The sequence below is a fragment of the Sphingobacterium sp. UDSM-2020 genome, assembly GCF_016132525.1.
In the GTDB taxonomy this organism is placed as follows: domain Bacteria; phylum Bacteroidota; class Bacteroidia; order Sphingobacteriales; family Sphingobacteriaceae; genus Sphingobacterium; species Sphingobacterium anhuiense.
This window is the reverse complement of record NZ_CP066166.1, coordinates 2,353,439-2,367,898: the sequence shown is the minus strand read 5'-3', so window position 1 is coordinate 2,367,898 and position 14,460 is coordinate 2,353,439. Positions and strand designations below refer to the sequence as shown.

The following is a 14,460-nucleotide window of genomic DNA, read 5'->3' as shown; positions in this document are numbered from 1 at the left end:
TTTAAGCTATCTTAATCTGGAAAATATTTAAAAAGGTGTTTCCTTTATTTGTAGGAAACTCCTTTTTAAATATTTAAATTCACCCTTAATTATTAAAAGGATCATTTATATCTTTTAAAAATACCTTGTAAGTATTTGTTGGGATTCCAATATCTGTTAAAGTTAAAGCAGTAGGATTTGGAGTACCATCAGAAGTAATTTTAAACGTCCGTCCGTTAAAAGGTGTCGTTATGTTATTTATACCCCCTGTCCAGTAAGCAATAGGAAAGTTTCCTATTACATATCCTTCTAATTCAATATAAATTTGATCCTCAGTCCCTTTTACAGGATCAATAAAATGACTAACACCACCTACAACAGCTCCATTTTGTAGAACATAAATCAATCCAATATTACTTGTTAATTTGCCTATAAAAGCATTATTAACAACAATCCCGTTTGTCTTTAGTGCTGTTTTTGCTCTATCCCAATATATTTTACCTGTAGGTCCTGTATTGCTATAAGACATGGACCATAGATTATTTCTAAACCAAATATTAAGCGGAGCAGTAGCTGGTACAATCTTAATAGCATTGCTCTTATCAGTATAGTAACCATTTGGATAAGCACTTGTAGGTTGTACATAATTCAAACGATCAAAAGACTTACCTTCTATTATATATTCTTTATAAAATTCCAATGCTCCAGGAATTACGCGGAAAGACATCGTTCCTGTAGCTTGATCATTAGGGTTACTAAATACACGGTATCTAGGATCAAAATCTAAATTAACAACTTCACTACCAGGTGTTTCTAATTTATAAACTAAGAATTGATTAAATTTATTAGTTGCTTCTTGATAAGTTTTAGATAGGCTTTCAAACTCCTCATTTTTTAACGGAAGCATGACCAAATGACTACCAGTTTTCTTTCCCTTCAATACAACTGAATCGGCTGTTGCCTTGAGCAAAATAAACTCAAAATCACCCTGCATGCCACTGTCATCTGGACCAATTCCTCCATCACCTACTACACCTCCGTTATCCATTCCTGGTTCCGAAAACCAATGTATACTCTTATTATAGCCATTAAATGTGAGCACGGGTCCTGATTCTGCAACAACAGCATAGGAACTGGTCTCGACTCCTGCTATTGGATCGGAAGCTATTGATACCTTTTCATTCGATATAAACTTAGTAAAAATTGTATAGCCACCGAATTCCTGATTTTTACTTGGATAAAATTTCATCATCCAGCCCGCTTTATTACCTTGTAAAACGGTATATGCATTTTGTACAGCTTCAGTGATCCGTACTGTTGCATTTGTATCAAATATCCTATCCTCTTCCCGTTTGCATGAACTAATCAACAAAATGGGAAGTAAAAATAAGATCAATAAATATTTCAATTTCATGATTTCCTAATTTAAAGATGTTTGATCAAAGTTGGCTAAATCTGCTTGTCTCGCTAATATTTCATCACGCAACTCATCTAAATCAATATTCCAAATATTTTGGAAGTAAGTACGTACAATATCGAGCTTAGCTTCTATCAATGCTTTCCCCTCTACCCCACCACTACTTATACGTTGATTCCATTGTGTTGGAGACAACGTAATATAATATGAATATGTTTCTACAAAATCTTCATTGGGTTCTTTGGATGCGTATGGAGAAATAAATCCAGCTTCAGCTGCGCTTTCTTCTTCATAAATATCATTCCATGAATCCCCAACATAACCTGCCCCAGTAATCTGCTCAAAAGAAGCGGGATATCCCTTGGTTTGGTGCAAAATATGTGCAAACTCATGATGCATAGTATGGAAATAGTAAAAGTTTAAAAATTCGACATCTTTACCTGTACTTTCATCAAGTTTATTCAACAAGTATAATGTAATCTTCACTCCACCCTCTGCGGTACCTAACACAAATGTTCCATTATTACGATAAGCAGGTGATCCAATATAATTTAATAACTTTGGAAAATAGGACTTTATAAATTTTTTGCTTCCTGTAATTTTATTGTAGGGATCAATACCAAGATGAAACAATAATTTGGTCATTCGAACTGAACTCTCATAACTTGCAGGACTCAAATTATAATCCAAATCAGACTCTTTTTCTACAAATTTATATAGGATCGCAATATTGTAATCGTTGGTATAAGTTTTCTCGATATACTTATCTAATTCATTTTGTTCTACTTTTTTATCAACAAAGATACTTTCTTGGTCCAGTTTATCTTCAGAACAAGAAAACAATAAAACCGGAAAAAATAGTAGTAGACTAATATTATTAAATATTTTCATAATTATCTTGGATTAGGAGTTAAACCAGCACTAATAACTTCAGCAGGCAGTTGTAGGGCTGCTCTCTTATCACGTGCAATTAATTTTGTTGCTGTTTCTACGGAAGCTACTGTAGTTCCTGAACTCAGCACTCGTCTTTCGATCTCAATGCCATATCGCTTGACATCGAACCAACGTAAGCCCATTTGTAAAGTCTCGACACGACGGATATAAAGTAAAGCTTGGAGCATATTCTCTTGTGTACCTATCTCAAAAGGGATCATCTTTGGGTCAAGCTTTTTCTTAGTCGTTGATTGTAAAGCAGTAGAATATGCTATTCCATTAGCCCAATTATTAATACTTTCAACTGTAAAAGTTGCTGGTTGTCGTACCAAGGTATTACCAATCCATCGCTTCATATCAACTAAGGCCTCATCATAGCGTTTTAAGTGAATAAGAGCTTCAGCACGTACCAACATAGTCTCCTCAGTCGTAAATGGTGCATATGCTCCCCGAGCATATCCAATACCTGCAACAGGATCCGTATATTCAAACATGTAAGAAACACGAGGAAACAACACCTTATCTAAATTTGTACCTGCATAGACAAAGGCACGGAGCTTATAACCATTGGAAGCTAATTTTCCATACGGACCGGCCGCTAAGGAGGTTTCATTATTACTTAACATAGCGCCATGAGAATATCTCGACCCAAAACTATAGGGACCAAAGATAACGCCGTGCTGTGTCGCCGCTGTCGCAACCATCAAATTGGCTTTTTCCTCACTCTTATTGTATGAGATTGCGCCATTACCAAAACCACTAGAGCCAACTGCATCATTAGCAATTCTCACGTAATTCCTTAAAAGACTTGTCGGATTTGCACCGATTGACGCATTGGCAAAACTAACAGCTTTCTCCCAGTCTTGCATATATAAGGCAACCCTTGCTCTGAATGCGTTAGCGGCTCGAGAATTCATATGATATTTTGGAGTAGAGCCATAAGATGAATCATCAATCAAAGGAATTGCCTCTTCTAAATCACGAACAATATAGTCATAGACTTCCTGTACAGTATTACGCTGATATTTGACATTTAGCTCAATCTCAGGTTTCATCATATAGGTAACACCAAGATCAGTGTTTGCCTGACTTTTATTGTAGTGCTGACCAAATAGGTTAACCAAAATAAAATGATTATATGCTCTTACCGCTAAAGCTTCTCCTCTCTGCGGATTCAAACTTGCTGGATTTCCCATTTCCTCAATGGCTTCTAAAGAGGCATTCGCACTTGCAATCGCTTTATAAGAAGCTTCCCAAACATCTTTAGGACCCTCATCCTGATTATCCGTCACATCCTTCCAGTTAAATAATTCCTCCATAAAACGTTCACTGTTAGGATTAGTCGGCCCATAATTATCGACATTATCAGAAGAAAGCTCTGCAGTGACTAAATAAGCAACTTCAGGGTAAGCAGAAACCAAAAGCTTATCAATTTTTGCTTCATTATCGAGTTTTGCACGATTATCGGGCATTTCATCCAAAAACTTATTACAAGAAGATAGACTTACTCCACATATCAGCGCAATCGTTATATATTTTTTGTTAATTTTTTTCATTTTGCTATAATATTAAATTTTCGATTAGAGCCCCAAGCGTAAAGTCAACGTATATTGTCTAGCGATCGGTGCAGCCACACCTCCAGCATTGACAAACTCAGGATCTTGTCCATTCAATTTTTTATCAGCATAAATCAAGAACAGATTGGTTGCATTAAATCGCAATCCTAAAGAGTTTATTTTCCATGCTTGAACCCAACTTTTAGGTAAATCATAGGTTAAAGAAACATCTTTCATACGGATAAAATCACCTTTCGCTGTACGTATAGATGAATAGTTATAAGCACTATACCCATATTTTAAATCATTCCCATAAGCTCGGTTTTGTCCAGTAGTGGCAATAATCGGAACATCTGTAAAATCCTCATCACCGCTCACCATCCAACGGTCAGCAAATTCTTTTGTCGACGCGGTAAGATCAGAGTATTCATTAGAGAATACTGGATTCAGGCGTACAACATTTCCGAAAGAATAAGTCATAAATACGTTCAACCCAAAATTTTTATAATTAAACATATTACCAAAACTACCGGTATGAATTGGGTCAGTTGGTCCTTCATATTTTAAGTAAGAAACTTTATCGCGCTCTTGAAAATTAATAGCTGTAACCGTTTCCTGATTTTTTTCATTTAAAAATACTGGTAAACCCTCGTCATTCAAACGAATAAAAGGAATAGAATACAATCCTCGTACAGGACCTCCCTCAAGAGCAAAACCAGTTCCTGTAATCAAATCCATCACTTTACTTCGCGTATCCAAGCGTGTCACTTTAGTTTTCACATTGGAATAGATAAAATTCGATGTCCATTTAAAATTTCCATCTCGTAAGATATGACCGGTCAAACTTAATTCGGCTCCATGCGATTTCATATCTGCCACATTTCCGAATTTCGAAATTTGTCCACCTAAACCTTGTGTGTTGACGACTCCGATCAAATCAAAATTATTCCTTTTAAACCAGTCAAATTCTAAGTTGATTCTATTATCTAGAAATCCCATGGACGTCCCAATATTTAGCTCATGTTTTTTCTCATAAGTCAATCCATTGTTAGCTAAGTCAGCTATTTCAAGTCCAGACTCACCATCTCCAGCCGTAGGTCTCCAGGGTGTATAAGAACGATAAACTGCATATGAATTTGTTACATTTGAAGGACCGCGATCTCCTGTTAAACTATAGGATCCCTTTAAGGTAAAATGTGAAAAAGCAGGTCTTAAATTTTCAAAGAAATCTTCTTCATGCGCATTCCAAGCTCCAGAAAGATTCCAGCTAGGCATCCATCTTGCAGAGGTCGCTTCTCCTAATTTATTTGCGCCTTCATATCTAACTGTACCATTCACTGTATATTTACCAGCATAAGAGTATGTTACATTACTAAAAAAGGCAGCTTGTCTATACCGTGTATTTGTAGGATCATTTTTACTATTCCGATTAACTGAGAAATATGGAGAGTTTTCTTCCTGTCCACGTTTAAAAACCCTATAATCCGTAAAAGGACTCTCTCCTAAGTCATATTGAAGCCCCCATCCTCTAAACCACGTATTATTACGTGTCGATGATGTAAGTTCTGAACCAGCAAAGACATTCAGGATATTATTTTGATTAAAGGTTTTATTATATTGAGCAGTAAAACGGAATAACTGTTCGAACATCGTATAATCTGTTCGATTATAAATTCCACCTTCTGGCAATACAGAAATTGGTCGAGCATATGGATTATCTGGATCTTTGTATAGAAATGGATTCTTGTCCCTAATTGTAGTATTTTCAGGTTCCGAAATTCCAGCTCGATATGCCATTGCCTGGTTTGAACGATCCTTAATGTAATGATGCTGTGACGTAGATTGATATCGCACAGAACCAAAGGCCCCTAATTCCAGACCTGGAATTACTTTCCATTTCAAGTCACCTTGAAAACGTAAATCTGCTACATCGATATCCATGTAATTATTCTCCAATTCATGTAGAATATTGAATGGGGCATAGTTACGCGTATAAAATGCATTTGGATCCAAAGTACGCGATGAATTCATTGCATAAGCATAAGGGTTGATATCAAAATCGCGCTTTACTTGACCAAATACTTCATCTTTAGATTGTCCCAATGTACCAGGTGCCTGCTGCTTACGATAAGATCCATTGGTTATAATATTGAGTTTAAGTCGATCAGAAATATTATAGTTCGCATTCAGATTTCCAGTATATCTATTTACCTTACTACGTTTTGTCCATCCTGGATCAACTAAAGCACTGATAGAGGAATAATACTGTGATTTTTCTGTTCCAGATGACATACTCACAGAGTGATTCTGTTGTAAGCTAGGTTGAAATAACTCGCCAAACCAATCCGTATTGCGATACTCTGCAGTACGCAGAAATTCATTTACATTATGCCTATTGGTAAATAGATCGTTCGGAATTTCTCCTGTCTGTATACGTTTATATAAATCTCCATACACACCACTATTACTAGCTACAGGAACGGCTCCAAAACCGAGATATCCTTTATTATACATGTCATCATAAACAGACATCTGTTCCTGAGAATTCATGATATTAAATTCTGAATATAGCGGCGTAGCACGCATGGTGTATTCTCCTGTATAGTTGAGTGAACTACGACCTGCCGTACCTTTTTTCGTTGTAATAACAATCACACCAGCCATGGCACGAGCACCATAAATAGATGTAGCCGAACCATCTTTCAAAATTTGAAACGATTCAATATCATGTGCATTCAAACCAGCAACAGCGGAGCTAATCAGCGTCAACGCATCACCAGATGATAGCTCATCTGAATTTACATCGGCAACATCTTCAATAATTACACCATCGACAACCCAAAGCGGTTTTGAACTACCATAGATTGATGTTGCCCCACGAACGCGAATTTTTGGTGCGGTACCAAATGTTCCTGTCACATTTTGCACTGATACCCCAGCAACCCGACCTTCGAGTCCACGGCTTGGATCAATCTGTCCACCAATTTGCGCGGCTTCTCCAGATATCTGAGAAGTAGCACCGGTAAATAAGCGTTTGTCAACACGTTGTCCCATACCCGTCACAACAACCTCTTCGATTTGTTTCTCATTTGAAGCCAAAACAACAGGAACAACACTTCGACCTTTAATACCTATTTCAATAGTTTCATATCCAACATAGCGAATGAGTAAAGTAGCATCGGCCGATGCATTTATTCTAAAACTACCATCATTTGCTGTTTGCGTATTGATATTACTTCCTTTTACTGATACAGTAGCACCTGCCAAAGCTTTTCCATCTTGATCACGAACGGTACCCGATACAGATTGTTGAAGTTCATTATTACCACTATTCTTTATACTCGCAGTATTTACAGAAATCGTATTGGCAATAATCTTATACGAGTAATTGTTTTCATTTAAAACTTGCTCAAGTGCGTCTTCTAGACTCACATTTTTCAAGTTTAAATTAATAAGTTTTGCCCCTTTTGTGACATCATTGCTGTAAAGGAAGCGATGCTTTGTTTGTTTGCCGATAGCAGACAACGCATCCTCAATCTTAACATTTTTAAGGTTAAGATTGACCTTTTGTGCGATACCATTAGCCTGAACACCGGTAACAAAAGCAAACATTAAAAAGGTACTAATTTTCATAATACGTATAGGTTTGCAAAATAACGAGTCTTGAGAATCCCAAGGTCGTTTTTTGCCAAATGGTAAGTTATTCATACATTTACATTTGGTTAAAGAGTTAATTTTATCTGGTTAGCTTCTTAATTAAGAATAGGTACAGGGATGCTGCAACATCTCTGTACTCTTTTATTGACTTTTTGATTCTAGTATCAGTTCTCCATATTCATTATTTATTGTTTACGATTAATTTATTCCCGTCTATTTTAAACTTAATATCACTTACATATTCTATCATCTCCAATACTTGAGAGAGTTTTACATCACGGCTTATAGAGCCTGTGATCATTTTATTCTTGTTAACGGCCTTATTAAATTGTACTTCTACATTATACCAATTGGATAATTGGTTGAGGATAGACTGAAGATTATCCTTCTTGAAATAAAATTCGTTATTATACCAGGCTAAGTCCCGATCAAGATCAGCAAAACCTTTTTTCAGATAACCATCCGAAGATTCGCAAAATTCTCCAGGCTTTAATATCATCGTTCTACTTGCACTTGCAACTTCTACTCTTCCTTCTTTCAAGGTTGTTCTCACGACACTTCCATATGCATCGACATTAAAATGAGTTCCTAAAACTTTTACATCAGTTCCTTCAGTATGCACTATAAAAGGACGATTGGCATCTTTTGAAATTTCAAAATAAGCTTCTCCTTCTAAGTCAACACGTCGCTCTCCACTAGAAAACAATTCTGGAAATTTTAATTTTGACATTGCATTTAGCCAAACTTTACTACCATCTGAAAGTTCAATTTTATAGTATCCTCCTTTGGGTACAATGAGGGTATTATACTTCAAGGCCACTTCCGAAGTCATTCCTTTTACATATTCCAACTGATCATTTTTAAGTTTGATATTTGTTCCAATGGAATCCGTATGAACGGTCGTTAAATCTAGTGTATTTCCATCGTCTAGAACTAAAACCGCTTCGTTGGATGCAGGATTTACATCATTCTTATGAATGTTTGATTGAATGGCTATAATCTTGGTATCAGGCTGTATTGAACTCTCTTTAAAATAAAAAATATAAAAACATAAAATAAAACATGAGGCAATAAGTGGGATCCAAATTTTAAGATTAAAATTATTTCCAACTTTTTGCGTGCTATTTTGCTTTTTTTCTAAATTATTCCAAGCTTGATTAACATCAATTGATCTTAAAAACTCTAAATCATCTTTAACTTTATGGGATTGCTTAAAACTATTGTACAATTTTTTGTTTTCATCCGTTAAGTTTATCCAATTTTCAAGCACAGTTTTTTCTTCATTAGACAGTTCCCCGACTAAAGACTTTTTGATGATTTCAGCAATAATAAAAGGTTTACTCTTCATAATATATAATAAAGAAACTTTGCCCGCCCTAATGGGTGACAACAATTTGAAAAAAAAATAAATTTCTTGAAATAATAAAATAAAATAGGATTATAGCACCATTAATATAAATGTATATTGGTGATTCATAAAAGATATGATATCAGCAAAATAACTTGCTTTTTACTAATAAAATACCGGGATGAAAAAATCAATTTGAGGAGGATCTGTATAAAAGACCGAGAACCATTTATCAGAGCATGCTATAGAAAATCAATGCTAACGGTAACAATTCAGGATTCATTTTCTTCATAATTGTTTTTAACCCACGTTGTTTCTGCGTTTTTACCGTGTTGATACTTATATTTAATTCTTTAGATATCTCCTGATTGCTTAGTCCTTCGAAATACCCCATCTTAAATACAACCTGACAACCAGCCGGCATGCTTTCCACTATTTTATACACTTCTGCAATAACTTCCGAATGAATAATACTTAATTCTAACGAATCATGACTGCACTCGTTAAATGGAGAATTTAACCAATACTTCTCAACAACCCTTTCTTTCCGCTTGCTATTTAAAAATGCATACCGCACAGAAGTATAAAGGTAATTCTTTATAGCACCCTGATGTGTAGAAATATGATCTTCATGATTATAATAAGAAATGAATGCATCCTGTGCCAGATCTTCAGCTTCTGTAGCGTCCCCACATAGCTTCCATGCAAAATGGCATAGACTTCTATAATGTTCTTCAAATAATTGTTTATGGACGATACTGTTCATTTAAAAACACAAAATCTAGTGAAGTAAGAAAGTAATATTTAAGTTGTCGGCAAACGGATTAGCATGTTACTGTAAAACGAAGTTAATGTTAAATTTTGTTAAATACTATAGTCTTTTTAAATTATTTTTTTGTCAAAGTTTAGATTTCAAGACTAAAAAATCGTCAATTTTTCTTATATTGTAGCCTTTCACAAATATTAAAAACAAAGACTAAATGCTATTTACCGTTCTAATAGGACTAATAACATCGAGCCTTATTGTTCCATTTGGCAAATTCGTAAAAACTAAATGGGGAATTATTCTCGCATTCATACCGCTACTTTTATTTCTTTATTATCTCCAATATCTACCATTAATAAATTGGGATAAATCATATGTGCAGCATATTGATTGGATACCCTCACTAGGTATAAATTTTGATTTTAGACTAGATGGATTATCACTCCTATTTTCTTTATTAATCACCGGAATCGGAACCTGTATATTTTTTTATGCTAAATCATATTTAAAAGATGATCCGTATGTTGATCGCTTTTTCGGATACTTATGTATGTTCATGTCGGCCATGCTCGGCCTTGTACTGTCTGACAACATCTTTCTATTATTTACCTTCTGGGAACTGACCAGCATCAGCTCGTTTTTCTTGATTGGTTTTAATAATGAAAAAATAGAATCTAGAAAAAGTGCCCTGACAGCATTAAGCGTAACTGGACTAGGAGGCTTCTTTTTATTGGCAGGTCTTGTTCTAATCGGTAATATTGCCAATACCTATTCCATCTCCGAGCTCGTAAGTAAGGCTCAACTAATTCAGGAACATCAGCTATTTCCTTATATATTAGGTCTTATCATCTTAGGTGCTATGACCAAATCTGCACAATTTCCATTTCATTTTTGGTTACCTGGTGCTATGAAAGCGCCTACCCCAGTATCTGCTTACCTGCACTCAGCAACTATGGTAAAAGCGGGTATCTACCTACTTGCACGTTTTTATCCCATTTTAGGCAATAATACAGCGTGGACGTATAGCCTCATGATTATTGGTGGAATCACAATGCTATATGGAGCTTTTCATTCTCTTTTTAGAACCGATATGAAGGGCGTACTCGCTTATTCAACCATATCGGCATTAGGTATTTTAGTTTTTTTGTTAGGTCTTGGCACCCAAGATGCCATCATCGCTGCCTCTGTTTTTATTGTTGTGCATGCACTATATAAAGCAACATTATTTTTAATTACAGGTATTATTGATCACGCCACCCACACTCGGGACCTATCTGTACTGCAAGGATTGAGAAAGGTTTTATTACCTGTTGCAATTGCTGGTTTTTTAGCCGCTATATCCAGTGCCGGAGTACCTTTAACATTTGGATTTATTGGAAAAGATTTAATATATGAAGCGACATTACATAGTGAAAAACATTTAGCTATTTACCTGACTGTTGCAGCAGTAATAACAAATATTCTATTGGTATCTGCGGGTTTCATGGCTGGTATCAAACCATTTTTTGGGAAACTTCCTGAAAATTTTGAGAAAATAAAACTTCCTGCAAAATCGCTTTGGATACCTCCGTTTATACTTGCACTCTTAGGAGTCGTTTTTGGTTGTTTCCCAACTTTTATTGGCGATCTGATCGCACAACCCACCGTAAATAGTATCATGTCCGTTAAAAGTGATTTTCAACTCAAGATATGGCATGGATTTAATACTATTTTGCTATTAAGTGCCATAACTATAGTACTGGGCACAGTTATCTATTTTATCAATAAGCCAAGTGAACATAAATTAAAATGGATTGAACAATTAAATTTCATAGCGCCGATTACCATTTTTCAAAAATGTTATCGGACCATTTACAATTTCTCGACAAGTTATTCGCATTATTTCCATAACGGATATCTTCGCTCTTACCTATTGAAGATCATCATATTTGCAGAGGTTCTTTTAGCTTATCAACTTTACCTTGGTGGCCCACTACATATCAACTGGGAACTACTATCAGCAGTAAGCGTATACGAAGTGGTTACTATTCTGATCGTATTTGGAGCTGTCGCTCTCACCTTGAGCACTTCTTCAAGGCTAACCGCTGTAGTTTCAACTAGTGTCATTGGATACGGTATCTGTTTACTTTTCGTATTCTACAGTGCTCCGGATTTGGCTATGACACAATTTACAATAGACACGCTAACAGTAGTTCTATTTGTTCTTGTTCTCTTTAAATTACCTCCATTTCTAAATCTTGCCAATAAAAGATTACTGATTAGGGATGCGGTGGTTGCCATCATATTTGGGATAATCTTAGCTATGGTCGCCATTCGCGTGCTACATGTTCCTACGAATATTGCCATCAGTGACTTCTATGGTAAAAACGCATATTTATTAGCGAAAGGTAGAAATGTCGTAAATGTACTACTTGTTGACTTCAGGGGGTTTGATACCATGTTTGAAGTTGTTGTATTATCGATCGCTGCATTAGGTGTGTACAGCTTATTAAAATTACGTTTAAAATCATCGGAGAAAGAATAATATGAAAAGTACTATTTTACAAACAGCTTCAAAATATTTGTTGCCCATACTTCTTTTATTTTCCTTCTTTCTTTTATTAAGAGGACATTATTACCCTGGAGGTGGTTTTGTCGGAGGTTTGGTTGCATCCATCGCTTTTGTATTACACAGTTTCGCTCATGGTACTGAAGAAACAATGAAGATATTGCGTTATAAACCCCTATCCTTACTTCCTATCGGATTAGGAATATCTGCATTCAGTATGTTTATGCCAGCACTTTTCGGACTGCCTGTAATGACTGGATTATGGCTGGAACATCCAATCCCAGTTATTGGTATGATTGGTACAGCACTACTCTTCGATCTTGGTATTTACCTCGTGGTCATCGGAGTTGTTTTAACCATTTTATTCACCATTTCACTCAGTTCAGATTAACATTGCAATGGAAATACTACTTATTTTACTCATAGGCGTATTATATGCGACAGGCATATATCTTATTTTAAGAAGAAGTATGGTTAAACTACTTCTAGGAATTATGCTACTTGGAAACGGCACCAATATTTTGATATTTCTCTTGGGTAATATCACCAAAGGAAAACCGCCGATCATTAAAGATGGATTGAAAGTCTTTCAAGATATATATGCAGATCCAATACCTCAAGCATTAATTTTAACCGCAATTGTCATTAGCTTCGGCTTAACTTCCTTTGCTATTGTACTATTAAAACGTGTTTATGCACTAATTAACACGGACGATCTAGACAACTTAAACACACCCGAAGACGAAGATATATGATTGATAATCAAATTATAGCAACAGTACTTGTACATTTATTTACTGCAATCATACAGTTAGGTTTTTGGAGAAAAACAGGTCCACAACGTATCCTCAGCATTGGCGGCAGTTTCATAAGTTTAATTTTTGCCATCAAATTATTTGCTAAAGTATTTAATGGAGACATACTCATTATGCATGCGGCCAATTGGGAGGCTCCTTTCGGAATTGTATTTGTAGCAGATTTACTAAGCTCCACCTTAGTTCTGCTCACAGCGATAGCGACTTTAGCAGTATCTATTTTCTCTGCAACAGGTATCGGCCGGCAACGTATACTCTACGGTTACTTCCCTATCTTCCACTTTTTAGTGATGGGATTAAATGGTGCATTTTTAACCGGAGATATTTTCAATCTTTACGTGTTTTTTGAAGTTATTATTATTTCATCCTTTGTATTAATGACCCTGGGAGGTCGGAAAGCACAATTAGAGGGCGCTGTAAAGTATATGGCGATGAATATACTCGCTTCTACTTTCTTCTTAACTGGAATCGGTATTCTTTATGGTATATCGGGGTCTTTAAATATGGCCGATCTAGCACTCATCGTTCCCAAGATTGAAAACCGTGCAATAGTTGATATTACTGCTACTTTCTTTTTAATTGGATTTGGCATCAAGTCTGCGATTTTCCCGCTTTACTTCTGGTTGCCATCATCCTATCACACACCTCCTTCTGCTGTAGCAGCTATATTTGGTGGGCTACTCACTAAGGTAGGTATATATGCCTTATTCCGGGTCTTTACCTTAATTTTCATTCCTAATGAATTTATTCGGAATCTGTTGGTCATATTGGCAATTTTGACCATTTTAACAGGAGCATTCGGTGTATTGATCAAGACCAATATAAGACGGCTATTTTCTTACCTAATCGTATGCCATATCGGATTTATGATAGGGGGATTAGGTATTTATAGCAAGTTGGCAATTCTCGGTGCTGTATTTTATTTAATTCATGATATCATGGTTAAAACGAACATCTTCTTAATCGCCGGATTGATCCGTCAAATGAGAGGATCTATGGATATGAAAAAATTGGGTGGATTGTATGCTGAATATCCAAAAATTTCATTGCTGATTGCCATAGTACTGTTTTCACTGGCTGGTATACCACCATTATCCGGATTTTGGCCAAAAATATATTTATTGCAGGGTGCTTTTCAAACAGGACATTACTTTTATGCAGGAGCCCTTATACTAGGTAGCTTCATGACTTTATTTGTACTCGCAAAATTTTGGTCGGAAGTGTTTTGGAAAAAACCACAAGACCCCGATGCAATTGAGGACAAATTTAAAGACCTGATAGGTATTCGAAAGGTCGCATTGATTTTACCGATCTGTATACTTGCAGCTAGTTCTTTATATATCGGACTCAATGCAGAAAGTATCATTCAGGTAGCGGACCGCATATCATCAGAAATGTTAAACACCAAACCTTATATTCAAGCAGTATTAGGCAAATAAAG

At 35.8% G+C, this 14,460-nt stretch carries 10 protein-coding genes; 4 read left to right on the top strand and 6 right to left on the bottom strand.

The features are described 5' to 3' along the window. Positions 1-85 precede the first annotated feature (85 nt). From JAZ75_RS10005 to JAZ75_RS09980, 6 genes are all read right to left on the bottom strand, one after another. Positions 86-1,393 carry a DUF4302 domain-containing protein gene (locus tag JAZ75_RS10005; RefSeq protein WP_208701566.1) on the bottom strand — a complete coding sequence of 436 codons (1,308 nt, stop codon included), beginning with the start codon at positions 1,391-1,393 and terminating at the stop codon, positions 86-88. 6 nt (positions 1,394-1,399) lie between these two features. Then, on the bottom strand, positions 1,400-2,287 hold the full coding sequence (locus JAZ75_RS10000; RefSeq protein ID WP_208701564.1) for a putative zinc-binding metallopeptidase: 888 nt from the start codon (positions 2,285-2,287) through the stop codon (positions 1,400-1,402). Positions 2,288-2,289: 2 nt separating this feature from the next. Then, a complete protein-coding gene (locus tag JAZ75_RS09995) occupies positions 2,290-3,885 on the bottom strand; it encodes a RagB/SusD family nutrient uptake outer membrane protein (protein WP_232789403.1) in 1,596 nt (531 codons plus the stop codon). A 24-nt stretch (positions 3,886-3,909) separates the two neighbouring features. Then, entirely contained in the window at positions 3,910-7,518 is a 3,609-nt protein-coding gene (locus JAZ75_RS09990; protein ID WP_132841134.1) for a SusC/RagA family TonB-linked outer membrane protein, read from the bottom strand. Between the two features lie 205 nt (positions 7,519-7,723). Continuing rightward, on the bottom strand, positions 7,724-8,890 hold the full coding sequence (locus tag JAZ75_RS09985) for a FecR family protein (RefSeq protein WP_132841132.1): 1,167 nt from the start codon (positions 8,888-8,890) through the stop codon (positions 7,724-7,726). A 232-nt stretch (positions 8,891-9,122) separates the two neighbouring features. Beyond that, positions 9,123-9,656, bottom strand: coding sequence for an RNA polymerase sigma factor (locus JAZ75_RS09980; RefSeq protein ID WP_208701561.1), 534 nt, complete (start codon positions 9,654-9,656; stop codon positions 9,123-9,125). Positions 9,657-9,870: 214 nt separating this feature from the next. Between JAZ75_RS09980 and mbhE the strand changes: the two genes are divergently transcribed. The 4 genes from mbhE to JAZ75_RS09960 are packed head-to-tail and all read left to right on the top strand — an operon-like array spanning position 9,871 to position 14,458. Then, on the top strand, positions 9,871-12,180 hold the full coding sequence (gene mbhE, locus JAZ75_RS09975) for a hydrogen gas-evolving membrane-bound hydrogenase subunit E (protein ID WP_208701559.1): 2,310 nt from the start codon (positions 9,871-9,873) through the stop codon (positions 12,178-12,180). A gap of 1 nt (position 12,181) precedes the next feature. Continuing rightward, entirely contained in the window at positions 12,182-12,595 is a 414-nt protein-coding gene (locus JAZ75_RS09970; protein ID WP_021190427.1) for a Na+/H+ antiporter subunit B, read from the top strand. Between the two features lie 7 nt (positions 12,596-12,602). Further along, positions 12,603-12,959: a Na+/H+ antiporter subunit C gene (locus JAZ75_RS09965; protein WP_208701557.1), complete on the top strand. Its 357-nt coding sequence runs from the start codon at positions 12,603-12,605 to the stop codon at positions 12,957-12,959. Beyond that, positions 12,956-14,458 carry a proton-conducting transporter membrane subunit gene (locus JAZ75_RS09960; protein ID WP_132769146.1) on the top strand — a complete coding sequence of 501 codons (1,503 nt, stop codon included), beginning with the start codon at positions 12,956-12,958 and terminating at the stop codon, positions 14,456-14,458. Before JAZ75_RS09965 ends, JAZ75_RS09960 begins: the two co-directional genes overlap by 4 nt. Positions 14,459-14,460: the final 2 nt, after the last annotated feature.